Source organism: Chryseobacterium sp. KMC2 (assembly GCF_016756935.1).
Taxonomy (GTDB): domain Bacteria; phylum Bacteroidota; class Bacteroidia; order Flavobacteriales; family Weeksellaceae; genus Chryseobacterium; species Chryseobacterium rhizosphaerae.
In genome coordinates, this window is sequence record NZ_JAESIT010000017.1 from 26,379 (window position 1) to 48,050 (window position 21,672).

16 protein-coding genes are annotated in these 21,672 nt (G+C 34.8%); 4 read left to right on the forward strand and 12 right to left on the reverse strand.

What is annotated here, in order from left to right:
- Positions 1–33: 33 nt before the first annotated feature.
- The 3 genes from JML65_RS17900 (at position 34) to JML65_RS17910 (ending at position 4,024) form a co-directional block, all read left to right on the forward strand.
- A complete protein-coding gene (locus JML65_RS17900; protein ID WP_202271649.1) occupies positions 34–1,599 on the forward strand; it encodes a calcineurin-like phosphoesterase C-terminal domain-containing protein in 1,566 nt (521 codons plus the stop codon).
- Positions 1,600–1,820: 221 nt separating this feature from the next.
- Positions 1,821–2,534, forward strand: a complete 714-nt coding sequence (locus JML65_RS17905; RefSeq protein WP_047487237.1) for a 3-ketoacyl-ACP reductase — start codon at positions 1,821–1,823, stop codon at positions 2,532–2,534.
- 308 nt (positions 2,535–2,842) lie between these two features.
- Positions 2,843–4,024 carry an MFS transporter gene (locus JML65_RS17910; protein WP_202271650.1) on the forward strand — a complete coding sequence of 394 codons (1,182 nt, stop codon included), beginning with the start codon at positions 2,843–2,845 and terminating at the stop codon, positions 4,022–4,024.
- A gap of 87 nt (positions 4,025–4,111) precedes the next feature.
- On the opposite strand, the gene JML65_RS17915 is transcribed toward JML65_RS17910, so the two are convergent.
- On the reverse strand, positions 4,112–5,086 hold the full coding sequence (locus JML65_RS17915) for a YpdA family putative bacillithiol disulfide reductase (RefSeq protein WP_202271619.1): 975 nt from the start codon (positions 5,084–5,086) through the stop codon (positions 4,112–4,114).
- A gap of 371 nt (positions 5,087–5,457) precedes the next feature.
- On the opposite strand from JML65_RS17915, the gene JML65_RS17920 reads away from it, so the two are divergent.
- Positions 5,458–6,099 carry a hypothetical protein gene (locus tag JML65_RS17920; protein ID WP_047487248.1) on the forward strand — a complete coding sequence of 214 codons (642 nt, stop codon included), beginning with the start codon at positions 5,458–5,460 and terminating at the stop codon, positions 6,097–6,099.
- A gap of 66 nt (positions 6,100–6,165) precedes the next feature.
- On the opposite strand, the gene JML65_RS17925 is transcribed toward JML65_RS17920, so the two are convergent.
- From JML65_RS17925 to JML65_RS17975, 11 genes are all read right to left on the reverse strand, one after another.
- Positions 6,166–7,452 (reverse strand): glycosyltransferase, encoded by a 1,287-nt coding sequence (locus JML65_RS17925; RefSeq protein ID WP_202271620.1) that lies wholly within the window; start codon positions 7,450–7,452, stop codon positions 6,166–6,168.
- 60 nt (positions 7,453–7,512) lie between these two features.
- Entirely contained in the window at positions 7,513–10,053 is a 2,541-nt protein-coding gene (locus tag JML65_RS17930) for a YfhO family protein (RefSeq protein ID WP_202271621.1), read from the reverse strand.
- Positions 10,054–10,083: 30 nt separating this feature from the next.
- Entirely contained in the window at positions 10,084–10,317 is a 234-nt protein-coding gene (locus JML65_RS17935; protein WP_047487258.1) for a hypothetical protein, read from the reverse strand.
- Between the two features lie 116 nt (positions 10,318–10,433).
- Positions 10,434–11,483 carry a DUF6263 family protein gene (locus JML65_RS17940; protein WP_047487259.1) on the reverse strand — a complete coding sequence of 350 codons (1,050 nt, stop codon included), beginning with the start codon at positions 11,481–11,483 and terminating at the stop codon, positions 10,434–10,436.
- Between the two features lie 36 nt (positions 11,484–11,519).
- Positions 11,520–12,272, reverse strand: coding sequence for a 23S rRNA (guanosine(2251)-2'-O)-methyltransferase RlmB (gene rlmB, locus JML65_RS17945; protein WP_081988957.1), 753 nt, complete (start codon positions 12,270–12,272; stop codon positions 11,520–11,522).
- 210 nt (positions 12,273–12,482) lie between these two features.
- Complete coding sequence (locus JML65_RS17950) at positions 12,483–12,953, reverse strand: DinB family protein (RefSeq protein WP_047487264.1); 471 nt, start codon at positions 12,951–12,953, stop codon at positions 12,483–12,485.
- Between the two features lie 300 nt (positions 12,954–13,253).
- Complete coding sequence (locus JML65_RS17955; protein ID WP_202271622.1) at positions 13,254–13,706, reverse strand: hypothetical protein; 453 nt, start codon at positions 13,704–13,706, stop codon at positions 13,254–13,256.
- Between the two features lie 1,170 nt (positions 13,707–14,876).
- The gene (locus JML65_RS17960) at positions 14,877–15,266 is read right to left on the reverse strand and encodes a hypothetical protein (protein WP_202271623.1); all 390 of its coding nucleotides are present in this window, start codon (positions 15,264–15,266) and stop codon (positions 14,877–14,879) included.
- Between the two features lies 1 nt (position 15,267).
- Positions 15,268–18,747: a DUF6443 domain-containing protein gene (locus JML65_RS17965; protein ID WP_202271624.1), complete on the reverse strand. Its 3,480-nt coding sequence runs from the start codon at positions 18,745–18,747 to the stop codon at positions 15,268–15,270.
- 5 nt (positions 18,748–18,752) lie between these two features.
- Positions 18,753–19,856 carry a hypothetical protein gene (locus JML65_RS17970; protein ID WP_202271625.1) on the reverse strand — a complete coding sequence of 368 codons (1,104 nt, stop codon included), beginning with the start codon at positions 19,854–19,856 and terminating at the stop codon, positions 18,753–18,755.
- Positions 19,857–20,026: 170 nt separating this feature from the next.
- On the reverse strand, positions 20,027–21,667 hold the full coding sequence (locus JML65_RS17975; RefSeq protein WP_202271626.1) for a hypothetical protein: 1,641 nt from the start codon (positions 21,665–21,667) through the stop codon (positions 20,027–20,029).
- Positions 21,668–21,672: the final 5 nt, after the last annotated feature.

Below are 21,672 nucleotides of genomic sequence, written 5' to 3' on the forward strand. Positions count from 1 at the left end.
AATAAAGAAATGAGAGCTAAGATGAAATTTTTAATGCCATGTATGCTGATTTCGGCAATGGCGTTTTCCCAGACTTCTGTCTCCGGTTATATATACGAGGACAGCAATAAAAATCAAAAGAAAGAAAATCGTGAAAAAGGAGTAGAGGGAGTAGCTGTATCCAATGGAGTACAGGTAGCCCTTACGGATAAAAACGGGAGATATAGCTTACCTGTTCAGGAAGGACAGACCATTTTTGTCATCAAACCTTCAGGGTATCAAACTGCTTTAAACAGCAATAATCTGCCTCAGTTTTATTACCATCATAAGCCCCAAGGTTCCCCTGCTGATTTTAAATATAAAGGAGTAGCTCCTACCGGAGATCTTCCTAAAGAACTGAATTTTCCACTGTACAGGCAGAATGAAGATAAAAACTTTGATATTCTTGTTTTTGGAGATCCACAACCTTACACAGAAAAGGAGCTTGATTATTTTAAAAGAGGAATTGTAAATGAAGTTAAAAATACCAAGAAAAATGCAGTGCTGGGGATTAGCCTGGGAGATTTGGTAGGAGATAATTTAAGCCTTCAAAAACCTTATGCAGATGTAATGAAAGAAGTAGGATTGCCCTGGTATAATGTCATGGGAAATCATGATATGAATTATGATGCAAAAGAAGACCATTTATCAGATGAAACATTCGAGTCCAATTTTGGTCCTGCCAACTATTCATTCAACTATGGTAATGTTCATTTTATTATTTTGGATGATATTCTTTATCCGGACCCGAGAGATGGAAAGGGATATTGGGGAGGATTCCGTGAAGATCAGCTTCAGTTTATCGAAAATGATTTGAAGTGGGTTGATAAGAATAAGCTTGTGGTGGTATCTTTCCATATTCCGTTGGAGCATACAAATGAAGATAGCTTTAGAAATGCTGACCGCCAGAAATTATTTGATTTTTTAAATCCTTTTCAGAATGTATTGCTTTTATCGGCACATACCCATATTCAGCAACAAATTTTCTATGGTAAAAAAGCAGGCTGGAACGGGATAAAAGAACTGCATGAATATAATGTGGGAACCACTTGTGGTGACTGGTATTCGGGTACGGCTGACGAAGCGGGTCTTCCAACTTCAACAATGAGAGATGGAACAGCTAAAGGGTATTCTTTCATCAGCTTTACGGACAATCAATATAAAGTTAAGTACAAAACGGCTGGAAAACCGGAAGATTATCAAATAAAACTATATGTTCCAAAGGTCATTCCTTATCCTTCCAAAACCTCTGCAAAAGTTCTGGCCAACTTTTTCATGGGAGGTAAAAAAGATAAAGTAGAATACAGAATAGACAACGGATCCTGGGAAGCCATGGAATATGATGAAACAATAGATCCGAATTTTGCTCTTTCAGTTTTTAAATGGGATACTACAGAGAAAATCCTTCCAGGAAGAAGACCTTCTAACCCTGAAATGTCAAAACATATATGGGAAGCAGGTTTTCCTAAAAAATTAGCTTTGGGAAAACACAAAGTTGAGGTAAGAGCTGTTGATATGTATGGAAATCAATTCTCCGCTTCAGAAGAATTTGAAGTACAGAACTCAATTCAGATTCCTTAAGCTTATTATTTTACTTTTTTTAGATTTTGAAGCCGGTTTGTCATGAACCGGCTTTGTTTTACCAATTTTGTCCCTTTATTTTAAAGTTATTTGTTTGGATTCCCCGGAATGAGAAATCATATGGAAAAATAGGGTGCCGTTAAAAAAACATTAAATCTATATTCTTCCCACCCTGTAAAAATGTTCTTTTGTAACTTTGTACAACGAAAAGTATTATTACAATGAACATAAACGGAAAAAATGCCATCGTAACCGGTGGTGGAAGAGGATTAGGAAAGGCTGTAGCGCTAGCTTTAGCTCATGAAGGAGTAAACGTTGCCATTACAGGAAGAAACGAAGAAAATTTAAAAAATACAGTTGACGAAATCCAAAAACTGGGAGTGCATGCAGCCTATGCCGTATTTAATATTGATGATGAAGCCTCTGTAAAAGCAGGAATCGAAACTTTAGCTGAAACCCTTGGTGGAGTAGATATACTGATCAATAATGCAGGAATTGGGGATTTCGGAAGTATTGAAGATATGTCTTCTGAAACCTGGGAGCAGGTGATCAAAACCAATCTATTCGGGGTATACTATGCGGCTAAGGCCGTTCACCCGTTTATGAAAGCTAAAGGAGAAGGTGATATTGTAAACGTAGCCTCTACAGCAGGTTTAAAAGGAGGACCTAATATGTCAGCCTATGCAGCTTCCAAAGCAGCAGTAGTTTCCCTATCCCAATCAATGATGGCAGAATGGAGAAAACAGAATATCCGTGTGATTACATTGACGCCAAGTACTATTGCTTCTGATATGAGTATTCAGGGTGGGCTTACAGACGGTAACCCGGAAACGGTTTTACAGCCTGAAGATTTTGCAGAATGGGTAAGAGATATTCTAAAAATGAACAGACGTGCATTAATTGCGAATGGTTCCATTTTCTCTACAAATCCATAACAGATTCAAAATTTAAAGTCAGCGTAACAGGCTTTACACAGCTTTTAAATTATTGAATTCGAAATAAATACAGGTTTTACTTGTCAGAGTCGGAAGAGTTTTCTTCCGGCTTTTTTATTTTACTATCTTTTTGATGACTTATTCTAAAGTCTTTAAAAACAGGTGGAAAGCTGAAATTTATTCTTTACCAACAGAGGGATTTGGGCTATTTTCTCTAACTTTGCATTTTAAATTTTTCCCCAAATATTATTGTGAAATTAATTAACTTATACACGAGTTCTTTCAAAGGACTCTCGCAAGAGAGTTGGATGCTGGCGTTGGTAATGCTAATCAACAGGGCGGGTTCTATGGTACTTCCTTTTTTAGGAGTTTATATGACAAACCATTTACATTTTAGCATTGAAAATTCCGGAATTGTCCTTAGCTTTTTTGGAATAGGTTCAGTGATAGGTTCATGGTTTGGTGGAATGATCACCGATAAAATTGGTGAATACAAGGTGCAGAGCTTAAGCTTACTTTTGAGTGTACCTTTATTTTGCTTAATCCCTCTTTTTACTACGGAAGAAGGGTTAGCAGGAATTATTTTAATGCAGAGTATTGTAAGTGAAACTTTCCGGCCTGCCAACTCGGTGGCTATTACAAAATACGCCAAGCCGGAAAATATTACCAGAGCTTTCTCATTAAACAGAATGGCTGTTAATCTAGGATTCTCTATAGGTCCTGCATTAGGGGGTATTCTATCTGCTATATCTTATGAGTTTTTATTTTTCAGTAATGCTTTAGCTGCTTTACTGGCCGGATTAATGTATATCTGGTTCTTTAGAAAACGTACAAGATTAGCAAAGAAGAAAGCAAGAAATGTGAAAGAAGCTATAGTCATTAAAAAAGAAAATTCTCCGTATAGAGACCGTAAATTTATGGTGTACTGTATATTCTGTATGCTGTTTTCTATCTGCTTTTTCCAGTTATTCAGTACATTGACTATTTTCTATAAGGATACAGCTCATTTGAGCCAGCAGAATATAGGATTTATTCTGGGCTATAGTGGCTTCCTGATCGTATTGCTTGAAATGGGTTTTGTACAGCTGGCTGAGAAATATTTTACGTTAGGATTTACAATGCTGATAGGAACTTTCTTATGTGGGTTTTCCTATGCTATGCTGGCCTTCGACTATAGTATGGTGGTATTGCTGGTTTCCATGACATTGCTTTGTATAGGGGAAATATGGACCCTACCTTTTATGTCGACCATTACCGCACTGCGTTCAGGTGAAAACAACAAAGGTGCTTATATGGGACTGAACGGAATGTCTTTTTCAATAGCTTTTATTATTACACCTTATATAGGAACATTGATTGCGGATAAACTGGGTTTTAATACCCTGTGGATCGGAACCGGTGTATTGGCAATACTGATTGCCATAGGTTTTTATTATATTGTTCCATGGATGCTAAAAGATAACAGAAAAACAGAAAAAGATGTAGTTTAAAATCTGATCTTATCTTCCTTTAATGATTAACCCCCGGCTGAAAACTATTCAACCGGGGGTTAATTTACTATATGTAAGATCAATAATTTATCTGTTTTCAAGTTTGGAGACAATGTTATTCAAAATCATTTCAGTGTGTACTCTTGAATTTTCAATAAACCAGAGGTGGGTGTCTTTCCCTCCGCAAACCACACCTGCAAGGTACAGATTAGAGATATTGGTTTCCATGGTTTCCATATTATATTGGGGGTTCAGACAGTCTCCATTCAGCTCTATACCGGAATTTCTTAAAAATTCAAAGTCCGGAAGATAGCCTGTCATAGCCAGAACAAAATCATTCTCAATCTCATGAATCTGATGGTCATGATCTTTGAAAATAACAGACTGTTCTTTAATTTCAAGGATCTCTGCATTGAAATGGGCTGTTATACTGCCTTCTGAAATTCTATTTTCAATATCCGGTTTTACCCAATATTTAACACTTTTGGAAATTTCAGAATGCCGGATAATCATCGTTACTTCAGCTCCTTTTCTATACGTTTCAAGCGCTGCATCTACAGCAGAATTACTGGAACCTATTACCACTACTTTTTGTCTGGCGTAAGGATAGGGCTCGGTGTAATAATGTTTAACTTTCGGCAGGTTTTCCCCCGGAATGTTCATCAGATTCGGAATGTCATAGAACCCTGTGGCAATTACCACATTTTTAGCAAAGTAGTTTCCTTTTGTCGTTTCAATTTCAAAGACATCATCAATTTTGAAAACTTTTACTACTTTTTCATAGAGGTGAATATTCAGATCCTTCTGTCGGGCAATTCCCTGATAATATTCCAGTGCTTCCTGTCTTCCGGGTTTGGGAGCAGGAGAGATAAAAGGAGTTCCGTCAATTTCAAGCTTTTCAGCGGTTGAAAAAAAACGCATATACAAAGGATAATGATACAGTGAATTAACAATTGTTCCTTTTTCAATAATCAGGTAGCTGAGGTTATTTTTTTGAGCTTCAATAGCACAGTTTAAACCGATAGGGCCCGCTCCGATGATAAGAATGTCCAAAATTTCCATAGAACAAAGGTACGATGTAATTAGCAGATTGTATGGATGTTTTTGGAACAAAGATATGAGAGGGGAGAGGCGTTATGAGTTGAGAGTGAACGGTCAATGATTGCCTTCTGGTTGTAAAGGCAGTTTACCCGTGATATGGATATTCAATAGGGACGGGCTTTAGCCCGTTCTTCATAAGAATACAAAACAATCCATTGGCTTTAGCCCAAACTTAATAGAAGAGAGTTAAGAGTTGAGAGGTCATACATTATACATCCGAAATTATACATCCGACGCTGTACATCATTTTACCACTCCTGCGCTCCAAACCCAATTCCTTCCCGGTTATGGCATTAGTTTTGGTGTTTTTAACCATCACTAAAATTAAAAATATGAAAAAACTACTCATTTCTCTATTGGTACTGACTGTAGTAATCGCCTGTAAAAAAGAAGCCGGAAAACCGGTTCCGAATGTTGTTGATTCTATTGCACAGGCAAAAGCAGACAGTATTGGAAAACTTCCTACAAAAGAAGAAAGAGAAGCTTCTTTGAAGAAAGTAAATGATGAGGTGCTGCAGGCTTTAAAAGCTAAAGACTATAAAACATTTGCTTCATTAATTCATCCTCAAAAAGGAATCCGATTTTCAATGTACGCTCATGTTGATCTGAAAGGGGATAAACATTTCTCCAAAGCTGATTTTGAACAGTTTCAGCCTACAAAAACATTGTTTACATGGGGAGCACAGGATGGTTCAGGAGACCCATACAAGGCAACTATTAATGATTATTTGGGTAAATGGGTTTTTTCTAAAGATTTTACAGCTTCCCAATATTCTGTAGATAAATTTATCGGTGGAGGGAACTCTCTGAATAACCTTAAAGAAAGCTACCCTACAGCTAATTTTACAGAAAATTATATCAAAGGAACAGAAAAGAATAGTGAAATGGACTGGAAAACCGTTCGTTTTGTATTTGAAGAATTTCAGGGAAAATATTATCTGATAGCAGTGATCAATGATCAGTGGACGATATAAAATAGAGAAAAGCTGGATACCGGAAGGAAAAGTTAATGATCTTCTCTCTTACAGCCTCCAGCTTTTTTATAAAATTTCAGCCAGTTGTTGAGTAAGATTTTTTCTGGAAAACTGTTCAATCTGCTGAGTGTTTTCACGATGATCTCCACTTTTCCAAAGCTCAAATTTTTCCAGGACAAACTGCTTCACTGTTTCAGAATGGGTATAGCTAAAATGCTTCCCGGCATGGGTGTCTTCTAAAATTTTTTCTACGTCGGCTTTATCAGGACCAAATGACAGTATCTGTTTTCCCGATGCCAGATATTCAAATATCTTTCCGGGAATAATTCCTTTTGAAGATTCGTTAGGAAAATTGGTGATAAGCAGCAGGTCAGAATTCTGCATTTCTTCAACAGCTTTGCCATGGGAAAGATAACCCAGATTCAAAATATGGTTTTTCAAACTGGAATTTTCAAGAGAAGCTAAGATCTTATCATCAATTCTTCCCACCAATTTCAGTGAGAAATTCTTTGAAAACTCTATGTTTTCTTTCACCAGTTCATCTAATGCTTTCCAAAGATTTTCAGGATTCCGCAATTGCTCCAAAACCCCAATATAGCTCAAAGTAAATGTTTTGCTCTTTTGACCTTTTGGAGTTTCATGGGTATCAGTCTCATCAAACCCATTAGTGATGCAAACAGCATTAGCTCCTGCTTTCCGAAAGTTCTCGGCATCAGTATAGCTTGTGGCAAGGGTAATATCTGCATTTTTAAATACAGCACTTTCTAACTGACGGTGCTTCTTATCTGAACTTTTGGTCAGTTTTAAATGCTTGTAGTACGAGATTTCCGTCCACGGGTCACGAAAATCGGCAATCCATTTGATATGAGGAAGCTTATGTTTAAGGCCTAGCCCGATGAGATGTAATGAATGGGGTGGGCCGGAAGTGACTACCACATCTATTTTATTTTCTTTTAAATACTTTTCTAAAAATTGAATAGAAGGCTTTACCCAAAAAACTCGGGCATCCGGAATAAAAAAATTCCCCCTTACCCAAATGGAAAGTCTGGATTTCCAGCTTTGGTTTTCACCTACATCAAATTGCCCGGCTTTGAATTTTTTATTGCTTTTATTAAGCTTTTCTGCCAGCTGATAAGGTTCCCAGATCTTTGTTCTGACCATTTCAATATCGTTGGGAATATCCTTCATCAACGTTTCATCTATCAACGGATAATTGGGATTTTCCGGAGTGTAGATCACAGGTTTCCAGCCAAAATCGGGTAGATATTTTGCGAACTTAAGCCATCTTTGAACACCAGGACCTCCCGCAGGAGGCCAGTAATAGGTGATAATCAATATTTTCTTCTGTTCCATTTTGATTTTATGATTCTTTATGACGGCTTGTTTATTCAGAACGTATGCCGAAATATTGAATTAAGCTTGTGGTTCAGTTAATGTTTCCTTTTTCTTGTTTTTATTCATCCAGAAAATTCCAAAAGCTGTCAGGGCTATAAATAGTCCGAAACAAATAAGGGAAATCCATTTTCCTTTTTCAATTACTTCAGGTTCAAACACCATTCTGATATGATGGTTTCCTGCCGGAACGTGTACGGCACGAAGTAAATAATCTGCTTTGATATAAGGAACTTCTTTTTCATCAACCAGAACTTTCCAGCCGTGAGGATAGTAAACTTCAGAGAACACAGCCAATTGTGGTGTCCTGGATTGAGATTTAAACTCCAGTTCATTAGGCTGGTATTTTGTAAGATTGATAAATGCTGTAGAATCTGCCTGAACAGGTTTATTGTCAAAATAAGATTTGTCTGAAGTGGCAATAACAGCTGTTTTTTTATTGTCAATATCCCCAATAGATTTGATTTCTTCATTAGGAGTATCCGCAAATTTCAGGTCACTTACAAACCATGCATTTCCGTTGGCATTTGGATTAGGTACCGCCTGAGGTTCTGAAGGACCTCCAAAAATCATATACTTAGCATTAAGCATATTCAGAATTTTAGGAGTCTTTACACTGTCTATATTTGACAGGTATTCATTCAGAATATCGTCATACCTTCTTAATTTTACTGCATGATAACCCCCAATAGATGCTTTAAAATAAGAAGTATTTGTCTCACTTGTTACACCTAAAGTCTGGTTATAAATTCTATAATGGTTTTTATCTTTTTCAGCAATTGTTTCCAGTGTCTTGTTGATATTCACATTATCCAGAATAGAGGATAAGCTCGGGTTTACCTGAACTTTTTCAGCCAATAGGTCTGAAGTTTCCGTCTGGAAAGGGTTTTCAGCAAAGACTTTGTCTACATAATTTTCATCATTCAGATAACGCTTGTTCACAGTCCATAAGTCGAATAAACTTACCAGTCCAATTACCACCAAAGCAATATTCTGATTCAGCTTTTTCTTTAAACTGAAAAATAAAACAGCTGCAGTAATAGCTACATAGATAAACGCTTTGATAGCATCTGTTCTGAACAGTTTATATCTTTCGTCCACAAGATAATCGAGTAGGAAAGGAGGGAAATACGTTTTCTCACCTTCTGTCGCGAATCCTAACAATGATTTTCCGAAGATCAAAAGAATCAATACGAATCCTAATGTTCCTCCACTTACATAAAGAAGTGTTTTTTGCTTATATTCTTCGGTAAGCTTTTCATCGGTGAAGAATCTGTATAGTCCAAGGATGGCAATCAGTGGGAATAACAATTCTACAACAACAAGGATTGAAGACGGTGCTCTGAATTTATTGTAAAACGGAACATAGTCAATAAAGAAATCCGATAATGGCATAAAGTTACTTCCCCAAGCCAGTAAAACGGTAAGTATGGAAGCTCCTAAAATCCAGTAACGGTATTTTTTTCGGGCAATGAAAAATCCTAAAAGAGCAAGAAAACATACAATAGCTCCCTGGTATGCCGGTCCCGAAGTTCCCGGTTGGTCACCCCAGTATGTCATTCCACTGAAACCTTTCGATATTCTGTCCATTTCAGCTTGTGAGCTTACATTTTCCTGAACAAGCTCCTGAACTTTGCTCATCATTTCCTTAGCTTCCGGTTCCTGGCTTCCACCACCCATCAGCCTTGGAATGAAAAGATTTAACGTTTCCAGTTTACCATAGCTCCACATCAGCATGCTTTCCTTATCCATTCCGGATTTTCCTGAAGTATGGCTGTCATTCGTTAAAATCTGCTTTCCACGAACCGTTTCTTTTACATATTCAGAATTGGCAAGGATTCTTTGAGAATTCATTCCAACTCCAATGATACATGATACCGCAATAATTCCCGAAGAAATAAGAAAATGCTTCATCTGTGTTTTCTTCAGGATCACTCTGATCAGTTCAGAAAGGAATAAAAATCCTAACGCAATGAACAGATAATATGTCATCTGTGGGTGGTTCGCTGCAATCTGAAGTCCCATAAAAAGGGTTGTTACAATGAATCCCCAGATGTATTGTTTCCGGATATAAACCAATAGGATTCCGGCTAAAAGTGGCGCGAAATATTCAATAGTATTTACTTTACCATTATGCCCTGCAGCAATGATAATATAAAAATAGGTAGAAAGGCCAAAGAAAGTAGCCCCTAGCAGAGCATATTTCCAGTTTCTGACCACTACCATTCCCAGAAGGAAAAAGCCTGCAAAAAGCAGAAACAGATAATTAACCGGCCTTGGCAGGAAATTCAGATTGCTGTCAATTTTCTTGATGATGTCACCTTTAAACTGGCTACCCATCTGATAAGTGGGCATTCCTCCAAACATGGAGTCACTCCAGTAGGTTTCATTTCCTGTGTTGGCTCTATAGTCGAGCAGTTCTTTTGCTCCTCCTCTGTACTGTACGATGTCATGCTGGAAAAGCTGTTTTCCCGTAAAGACAGGAGTGGAATATAAAAATGCTAAAACTATAAATACAACTAATGAAATAGCAATATAAATTAAGTTTTTATTTTTCGCCATGCTGGTTATTATCTTTTTTTCTTGGAATTTTTACCTTTTATCATTATTCTGTTTCACCTCTTCGTAGTCTACGGTTTCCGCATCCCACTTAAGGTTTTGCTTATTCTCTTTGTTAGAGCCATGGATATCCTGCTGCCTGTTATTCTGATTACTGTTATTGTTGAATCTATAACCGTAAAACGTCTTAAAAAATATCCTTTTCAGAATATTCCAGACAAAGAAAATAATAATAGCAGAGAGTACCAGCTCAAGAATGTACTTCATAATAAAATGTATTTAAGATTCTAAAGTTCAAAGTTGTTTGTCGATACTTATTTTAATGATCAAAATAAAATTTTCAAATGCTCAGACTCTTCAACTCTCAAACTCTTTTACTTCAATTATTTTGCTGAAGGGTTTACCATTACAGAAGATTTTGAAACACTTTTCATAGATTGAGTCTGTTTCCCGTCTGTAATAGATTCTATCTGTGTAGTTTCCACATTGATGTTCTGGTTGGTAATCCATCCAGTACTTTCATCAAATTTAATAGTACCCGTCTGTACCAGTTCGCTGCTTAAGCTATGAGTAATGGGTCCCTGAGCTTTCTTTTCTGTTTTCTTAGGAATACCTCCGGTAACACCAATTTCAGCACTTCCGTTTCCTAAGCTTTTTAAAACATAGTTTGAAGTTACTTTAACTGTTCCACTTGCATCAGCATTTTCAGAAGTGGTCCATTTTTCACCGATCTTCACTCCTTTTTTAGGAATAATCGTCAGGTTTTTATTGAACTGTTCTTTCAGTACTTTTTCATTAAAAGTTTCTTTAAGACTTGCTACAACGCTCGCTTTCTGATTCGCATCTTTGATAAGAGTTCCTACAGAAGTAGATACTTTGTTATATACAGCATCAAAACCTGTGATGGATATCACATTACCTTTTGTATCCATTTTCATAGCAAGCTTGTTTCCGGTAAGCGCTCTGTTGATATTCCAGATCATCTTAAGATCATCTTCTTTAGGAATCGGAAGCTTGGTATCTACAACAATAGTTTTTCCCTGTGCAGATTGAGAACTTCTTTTAGCAACAAGATTAAGGGTCATATCATACACATTTCCTTTGATATCATTGACTGTAAAGTTCATTTCATCCGTAGATTCGCTGGTTGCCGTAATAGATTTTCCAGTAGGATCTGTCATGGTCTTTACATCTCTCTGATACGTTGTAAGAGGATATGTTTTTCCTTTTTCAAGCTTAAAAGTTTGCTTAATGATCCCTGCAGAATCTCTGATCGCCGGGTTCTCCGCTACTTTAGCTACAGAATCAGCAGGAACTTCTACAGTAACTGTTTTCCCTGTTTTAGGATCTACTTTCGTTACAGTGGCTGTTTCTTTTTTACACGATACAAGAGCTATAGATGAGATAAGCGCTAATGCTGCTATATTTTTCATTTTCTAATTTTTTTAATGTTGTGTTATTGAACTGAATTATTTCAAAATTTTCTGTCTTACCGCTTCATACAGAATAGCACCACATGCGACAGAAACATTTAGAGATTGTGTTTTTCCTTCAATGGGAAGTTTTATTTTTTCATCCGAATGATGAAGTACTTCTTTAGAAATTCCGGTTTCCTCATTTCCCATTACAATAGCGCAAGGTTCTGAGAAGTTAACATCATAAATTAACTTTTGCGCTTTTTCACTCGCCGCAAATACCGTGATCCCGCTTTGCTGTAAAAAGTCTACGGCATGGGCAAGATTATTTTCTTTACAAATTTTAATATTATAAATGGCTCCTGCAGAAGTTTTTATCGCATCAGAATTGATTGGGGCAGCTCCTTTTTCCGGAATAATGATCGCATCGATACCCACACATTCTGCAGTTCTGCAGATGGCGCCAAAGTTTCTTACATCGGTAAGTCTGTCCAGAATCAATAAGAAAGGTGTTTTTCCTTCTTCAAATAATTGAGGGACAATATCTTCTACTTTATAAAACGGAACATCCGAAATAAAAGCAACCACACCCTGGTGGTTTTTTCTCGTAAAGCGGTTCAGTTTTTCAACCGGAACATAATTGGGACGGATTTTATTTTTTGCTAAAGCAGCTTTCAATTCAGCATAAATAGGACCCTGAAGTGCATTCTGCACAAAGATCTTGTCAATGGTTTTTCCTGCTTCAATAGCTTCTATTACAGGACGAAGTCCGAAAATAAAATCGTCTTTTTTGTTGTCGTTTGTCAAAATTTATTTTTTCTATTGTTAAATCTAATCAAGGTAGGGAGGCTCTTCTACAGTTTTGTAGTAAAACAACATCCGGGCTTACATGAATTTTATTTTCCTCCGGATGAATTCCCTGATTTTTACTCATTAACCCTTCTGAAGGCTCATCAGTTTTATTTTTTTTGCCTAAAATAAGAGCTGTGACGGCTCTTATTCATCAGAGGGTAATTTTTAATATTTTTCGCCCAAAATAGCTCTTTTCTGAGCCATTGCATATCCGTAATGTAAGCTTTCATGCATGTTATTAAAGATAATGGCATCCTGAATACTTTTTAAATCCATTCCGAAACTGGTTGTATAGGGCGTGTAATCTGAAAAGAAATCACTGTCATAATCTTTCATTAAGATCTTTGAAGTTTCAGTAAGCAGGAATTCCAAATCTTCCACTTCTGATTTCTGAACATTGAGATTAGGCAAAGTCCCCTTTTTATAAGTTTCAATCCAGTACTTATCAATACGGAAAGGGTTTCCACTCAGATAATAATGCAGCAGCTGCTGTGTGGCAACTGTATGTGCAATATTCCAATATATATTGTTGTTGAAGCCATCCGGAATCAACAGAAGATCCTCATGAGAAGTATTCTGCAGGATGTCCAGAAGGTTTCTTCTTACCTGTCTGTGTGCTTGAAAATGATAGTTCATTTTGCAGTTTTTTTAATCTCCAAAAATAGTTTAATAAACTGGAAATGACAATTTTTTGAATGAGGGATTAGAGTTAAAGTTTTTTAACTATTCAAAAAAAGAGCTAATTATGATTATATTCTTGCGCTTTTTTCTATAATAACAGCGTTTTAAACCTTTTAATTTTCCTTTTTCAAACGACAGGGCTTTTGAAATGTAAAACCAGATAGTCATAAAAAACCTCTTCAGGATATTTTCCAAAGAGGCTTTTGTAGGGTTGAATTTAAATATGTAAATAAACTCCTGCCGATTAGTGGGGGCTTATTTAAATACTGTATGTTCTTTTACGAAATTTATATTATAAGGATCTGTTATTATAAATATACTACCTTCTTCTTTCGTATTTTGAGGATTATAATATATTGTCTGTTCTTTCGATATTAGTTTAACAATATCTCCCTTTTTCCTCTCAACAGAAACTGTACAATATAATTCAGCTATATCTCCTTTAATTCTATACGGATATATTCCTCCTTTAATAATTTTGTTAAATTCCTGTGTGTTGCTTTTAGTTAATTTTAAATGAATAACTCCGAAAGCGTGATTATCTGATTGTTCAAATCCTGTCACATAGCCTACAAATTCTATATTATTACGAAGATAATCTACTGATTGTTTCATTACAACATCTGAACTTTTATTGTAATAAATGATAACTACTACGAAAAATCCCAATAAAATAGTATACCATAAATATTTTAAATTCTTTAACATTATTTCTTTTTATTATATTGTTGTATCTTATCATCCTTGTTTGATAATCATACACACCAAATTCCTGAAGTTCTTTGTCATTGTACTTATATTAATACGTAGCATTTATAGTCTAATAATATTAATTTTTTTTATTTAATCTTAGAAACAACTCTTTCTTTAAAAATTTCTTTCAACTGTTTACTTTCTTGGTCTGATAAATCTTTATTAACTTGTTTCCAATTACCTAAAGACAATCCATTTTGTACACTTATCAAGCCTACATGAGTACGATTAGAATCTTGCTCTTCTATATAAGACTGAATGATTTGGTTTTTTTCCTTAATAAAAATATAAAAAACAAAATATCCATTTTTTTGAATTTTATCATTTAATAATACTTCATTCCCAGCCCATTTGAAGGCAGGAACTTGAAGTATAGTATCTAATTACTTAAGACTATCAATCCTCTTTATTACTATCTCTTTTGATGAATTAACTTCAAAAACTTGGGCATAAGGATAACTCCCTGCTGAAAATTTATTAACATCTTTACAGGATAAGGTTAACAGTAAGCAAACAAAATTGATAATTAATAATTTTCTCATATTTATCTTTTGGGTTTATTTGTCACACCTTTACTAGACTCTTTATAATCATTTTCTATCTGCATTTATCTTGTCATCAAAAAAAACTTGGTTCCCTCTTTTTACCCAATCCTCATTTTACCTTCCATCCGGATCAATAAATCTTATCGGATTATTGTAAGTGTAATTGGCTCGTCATCTCGAAGTTTCGCCAACGAATCCACAACACCACATCTTCCTGTATCAAGCATGTAGAATCTCGTATCATAATCATACATAATACATACTCATCTCCTGTAATTCTTTGCCATTGTACCTATAACTATAGTATCCTCCAATATTAGAAGTGTTGAATCCACTTATCCCTAATATGGTTTAGTCCAAAAGGATATCTGTTACTTCAAGAATATCTGCGCTATCTTTTGCAAAACTTACCCTTACTTAAATGTGTTCGCAGTCTTTTTAAAAGTTTCTCTTTTACTAGCCTGTCAAAGTGACCCTTATTTTAATAAAAATATAATATTTTAACTACTAGACCAAAAGCAAAGAAGCCGTCTCATTATAATGGGACGGCTTCTTATTTTTATCTCCACACAACGGGGGGCTAGTTTCCGATCTTTTTATAACAGTTCTCCCCATAATGGCCAAAGCAGAGAAAAATGTTTTTATCTTTTTTTTTGAAAGAAGTTATATAGGTTGTATTGGTGTCTTCTACATCCTCTGGAAAGACTATCAAATCTTTGTCTAAATTTAGATAAAATTTTGAAAGTGTTATAGATTGATCATCTATTTTATATTTTGAATTGTAATCCAATAACTTTTCCTTTTTTTTATTATAAATCACCCTATTATAAACGCCATCTTTATGAATTGTAAGGGTATCGTACGTATTCTTGTATGCAAGGGGTGAATACTTTCCATACATATCTTCACTACTAATATTTTGACATGAAAATAAAAGTGGTAATAAAATTAAACTAATAAGTGTTTTCATATTATGGAGTGCCATTTTTAATATAGTCTGATGCTGCTTTTTTCCAACTTTTGTCATTACTATTTGGTATTTTAGGATTAAACTGATCGTATACTTTTTGCCCAATTTCGGAATTGCTTTCAGTCCACATATAAGTCTGGTATGTATTTCCAAAACTATTTACTTTTCCTTCGGTTCTTTCAAAATTATTTACCGGCAATCTATAAAATAATGACTCCTGGGATTTTGAATCTAACATTAAAAAAAGTGTTTCATCTCCTAATTTGTACCAAGATACAGTAGATCTTCCCCACATTTGTTCATTCCCATCAAAATTTGCTCTAAGAGGATTAGCCTGAAGATATGTCATCTCTACAAACCCTTTTGGATCTTGTGAGTTTAATGATGCTTGCCTTGCTAAAGAGGAATACGGAGATGATGCTTTATCTAAAGAAGCAAAAGGACCATGATTAGAATTATTAAAATCACTAAACAAACTACGAGCAGGTCCACTTCCTCCAAAATACTCACCTGTTATAGTACCCCATCCAACATCTTTACCTCTTTGAGTATATCCTCTGATAATAGACTCTCCACCAGTGATCAAATTTGAAGCACCGCTTTGCCTGTTAACTACTTTAGTATCTCCATTTCTTTGATGAAAAAAATCTATTTTGTTCCCTCCAAGATTACTTATCATCTTTCCATTTTGATCATATTCATTAAGAGGAGCTCTTCCATCAGGATCAATAAACCTTATTGGATTATCAAAAGCGTAATTATAGGGTGACCATCTTCTCATCTTCTCCGCCAGTGGATCAACAACTCCCCATCTTCCCAGATCCGGCATATACATCCTCGCACCATAATCATACATTCCTGTTTCTCTTTGTAGTTCCTTCCCGTTATATTTATATTGATAAGAAGAGTTTCCAACAAATTCATTGTATCCAGAATGCTGTAATCCAAACGGGTAGTAATTATTTTCTTCAATAACTTCTAATCCTGATATACCTTTTTTATACCCCAATCTTACATTTCCTAAATGATCTGTATAATTGTAAATATAAGAATTATCTATAAAATCATAATATCCTTCAGTTGTGGGAACAAATTTCAATGTCAGGGTAGGTTTTGGACATTTAGGGCAACCTGCACCGCCAGGTATGGCTTCCAAAGAATATTGAAAACCATCTAAATAATCTATGAAGGATTCAGAAGTGTCAAAAACCCCAGTTGGATTTTTTTGTTGATAATTGTATTGCTTTTTTAATTTACTTCCGTCTGCTTTATATAAATAGGTAGTTGTACTGGTAAATACACCTGATCCTCTGTCTATTTTTATATTGTTAGGTAAGTTCAGGAAATTATATTGTATAGTCTGGATTCCTTTATCCAGATGATTAGTTATATTCCCATTGTTATCATATCCAATTGTATTTCCTCCAATTGGATAGCCTTCATTATTCTGAGTACCATCAGTAACTTTCAGAAGTCTATTTCCCTCATAAGTATAGCCTAGATTATCAATATGTATTGCTGCGCCAGAGGTTCTGTTTTTAGAATTTCGGGATAGTATAGTAATATTACCATTCAGGTCATATTCAAGATATTCATCATAAAGACTATTCTCAGGAACAGTAGCCAGAGGTTCGGAATAATGTCCAAACATCAGCCTATTCTGAGCATAATAACTGTATGAGTATCTTTTCAATATATTATCATTGGATGTCCGCCAATCAACCTCCGCAATATTTCCGTTATATCTTCCAGGTGCATAGGGAGTATTAACAGGATTGTTGTATCGGATGGCATATCCAAACAGTTTTCCATTCAAATTAGCAGGGTCATTGATCTTTGTCATCCAACCTCTGATATTATAAGCATAATCAATACTTTGAAGACTACTACCTAAACTCGTTCCACCTATTTTCTTATTGGAAAGTTGAGACAATTCATTGTAGGTATTTTGAGCCAGAATTTCAACAGTATTACTATCTACCTGATGTTTATGTACCAATAACCTATTCTGAGTATCATACTCAAAATTTTCTGTGATCATTCTTTCGGTATCATTACTAAGTCTCTTATGTTTGGTGACAACAGTTTGAGGCACACCTGCAAAATCCAATTTGGATTCTGTTTTGGTATATCCTCCTAAATGGTTAATAGAATGACCTCCTATTGCTCTTCCTTTGGTATCGTAATAGGTATAGTTCTTTGTCCAATTATCATCTTCTATATTTTTAACTACACTCATCACAGGTAGCCCTTTGGTACTTCTTCCATCAGCTGCTGGAGTATCTGATAATACAGACTCTCCCTGAATTGTAGAAGGGAACGATGGATTAAAGCTGTATGGCGGGTAAGTGTCATAATAGTTAACTGATAACAGAATATTCACAATAACCGTTGGAGACATATTATAATAAGCATCCATGCCATTGACTGTGAAATAAGACGTACTTCTTTTTATATTATTAATAGGGTTACCGCTAACATACCCTTGAAGGTCATTTCTGGATGCTGAATTAAAGATAAGACCAGTATAAACAATCCTGTTCAAGGCATCATACTCGGTGATATGCCACTGACTTTTACCCTTTAGATTCGCATCCTGAGTCATGACCAACCTATCAGCTTTGTCATAGATCATATATTCCCAACCTTTTCCAGGTAATTTCTTTTCTACCAAATGATTTCTGCCATCGTAGCGGTACTGATAATACAGGTTTTCTACCGTAGCAGGTTCTATAGTAGGAGCAGAGGCTAAAGGTGGAATAACAAATGCCAACTGATCATATTCATTATAAACATAATAAGTGTCTGCATTTTCTGTATTTAATGGCTTTCTGGATAATATTAGCTGCCCTTTGCCATTTTTAAACTCAATAGTTTTGTTTCCATCTTCATCGGTAACTATGTTTTTGTATAATTGTGAAGCCTGGAAATACTGTAACAGCTGTATAGAGGTTTGGGTTCTGCCCTCAACCCATGTTGTAGAGGTTTCATATTTTCTTACATAATCTTCCCAAATATTAGCGTTATATTCAAATTTTACAGGCTTCCCTGCCCAGTCATTTCCGACCTGAATCTGCTGTTGGATTCTATCTAAGGGTGAGTTTTCTAGTATCTTTTCTGCATAAATCTTTTCCTGACCATAAATTCCAGGTTGGGTTGCATTAGCTAATGGATTGGGAACAATAGCTCCATTCAGAGTTCCTCCTTGTGGAACAGGTAAATAATCTTTTACCTGTCTTCCAAATTGATCGTATTCTATGTGAGTAACTACATCTCTCCCCAGTGGGGATGCTTTTACATTGACAATCTGTTTTGGTCTTCCCAGTCCATCAAAATACTGGACAGTTTCTGATATTTTTGTAGGTGTAGTTCCGTTATAATCAAGGTAGGTTTTGGATTGGATATAGTTTTCTGTATTGGAGACCTGTGCTTGTACATTTCCCATTATCAGAAATCCTATTGGAATAATTATCTTTTTCATCTTTGTTAGTTTTTATAGTTGTACTTCATTTCCTTTAATAACTTCCCATTCACATCTATTACTTTTTCAAGTCTCCCTAATGAATCATACAGATAGTTTTCTCTGATTCCCGAAGGAGGAGTGATGCTTGTTGTTCCAACTAATGGATCATAAGTATAGGTTGTCATTAAATACCCTTTTAGTAATGGATTGTTTCTCAAAGTATTTAAGCTATTAATCAGATTTTGTTCTGATACACTATCTACATCTGCGTTGGATTTTGTCACAATATCAAGGTTTAAATAATCTGTAGGAGCCGTAGATTGACCCAATATTTGCATGAACTGTGTATAAGTCAATCCTACAATCTTCATAATGGGGAAGCTTTGCTTATACCCATAAATTATAACTGTTGGAACTCCTGATTTATCAGTTGTTTGAATATAATTGCCCCTATCATCTATCAAATCATAACTTATTTGATCAACTGTGTTATCTACATTAATTTTATAATTGGTAAAATCCAAGTTGGTATCAAGCTTTGAATACCTGATTTTTTTTGTAACAAATGGAGGTGCATAAAAAATACTCTCCTGAAGTGAGTATTTGTTGTTCTCATTTTTAGTAATTGCTATTACAGGATACATGATATTTGAATTAACCATCGAATTATAAGTTGGTTCCTGCCCACCCACTATAGTTTCATTTCCAGGACAATTTTTTCTACAACCACCTGATCGAACATCTTGAGCATAAAGAATTCTTTTAATGCTTGTTCCCGAAGCAGTGGTTGTTTCAATCTGTTCTGGATATGGATGCCAGAGAATGTTAGATTCTCTGTATTGAATCTTTGTTTCTGTTGAAACTTGTTTATCATTAAGATAGTCAATGACTTTTTCTTTCTTTAGTAGGTATGGGATTACAGGAATGTACATGGTATAGCTTCTTGTTGGAGTACCATTCTGTATGTAGTTTTCATAAACTTCGGTGTAAGCGTAATAATTTTCATCAGATACCTTACATGTACTACAGTCATTTAACCCTAAATCAGCTAACTCACTTTCAGGTTTTAAAAAGCTTTGATATTCATACTGATACTCTTTTAATAATTTATTATTAGGATCATACAACTTTCTTTTTAATAATTTCCCTCTCTCATATTCCCTATTCCCTGAATAATTGACATAATCACTTATATTATATTTTCTAACAGAATTAATATCAGGGTTGGTAATAAAATCACTAAAAAAAAATTTAATATCCCCTTTATTATTAATTTTTTCAGTTACTTGACTGAATTTTATATCTCCTGAATATATCCCAGAGCTTGCATTATTGTCCAGTTATATATATAATTTGTCGCATAACTATTTTGTCCATCAAAATCAATTTTAGAAGCAATTCTACTAGTAGAAGAATAAGCAGGATCGGAATTGAAATCAATTACTTGAGATGTAGTATTAGAAGCTTTAACCTGTTTAGAATAGTCACTTTTTTCATAATTAAAAATAGTGTATCCCTTGGTAGGATAACTGATCTTTTTTAATAAAGCAACATCTATAAAATTATTTGTATCTCCTTCACCTGTATTATTGGTTCCGTTCCAAAATCCAAATCTATTAGTTCCATAGTTATTTTTGGTTGGAAGGTTGTCTGTTTTGTAATAATTAAAAGAATAAATTTCATTGTTTCTATTTAGAGACGTTAAGAAATATCGAAAATTTGTCCCGCCTAAAGGCGATTGATTTAAGGCTATGGCTTCATTTCTCCCAAAATAATTTAAATTTATATTATTTAAATGTATAAGATTATTACTATCCTTAAAATAATTATAATTTATGTTTATGTTTTTTCCTACAACTTCTATATTCTGAAGGATTGCTCTTTTTGTGTAATTAAGTGTATTTATAATGCTCTCAGTACTCCCAACATGAACTTCAAGAGATTTAGTGGTCTCTATATTTGAGGCATCTAACTGAGCTTGGGATGGATAACTAGTTGGGAATAAACTTCCATTTGTAAGAGTTTTTTGTAAAAAAGGATTAAATATAGTTGCATCACCTTGCTTATATGTTGCCTGGACTACATCACCATTACTTAATTCTACTTTTTTTAAAAACCATGATACTATATAGTTAGCCCTGCTTGCACTGTAATAACTTTGTGTTGAAGTAGTACCTTTATTTGTGTATTCAGAATAATTGACTTCTAAAGCGTCATAAGAACCTCCAAAATAAAATCTATTGCCTTTATCATCGATAATTTTTATTTCACTAATATTTTTATTTTGAAAATCTATAGGACTTGTTACAGAATAGCATTTAGAATTAAGTAAATCAGGACCTATTATTTGTAATTTAGCATTTTCACAAAATACTAATGGAGTACCTCTATTATCAAATATGAAGTACCCTTTATACCCAAAAAAGTCAAAGTAAAACTTATCTGGCTTAAAATCCGATTTTACATTACCATTTGGGTTTTCTAAAATTTGTTTTTTTGAAGGACTAAAGCCATAATTAAGATTTTGTTGTTGAATAATACAATCGGTTGTAGCTTGCTTCTTACGTTCATCAGAAGCAATAATACCGTAGGTGTTGTTAAAGGAATCAGCAACAAAAAACTGCGAGAGCAAAAAATCTTCTTTTACTTCTCTAGTAATACTTCCAATTTGGTTACCATACCAATTCAAACCAAAGATGCTTTCATCAACTCTTGGTCTAAATCCACTTGATGTATTAGATATTTCGTTAGATAATGTTAAATTTCCAACTGGAATTTTGAATAATGGAACAGTTACATTAACAGCACCATTATATAGATTATTATTTGTCGTTACATTATTTATTAGAGACAAGCTCTCTGAAGGTCTGTCTTGTGCAATAACATTTATTCTTAGACATGTTCCCAGTATAAGAATGCCCAATTTTATCTTTTTCATCGTGT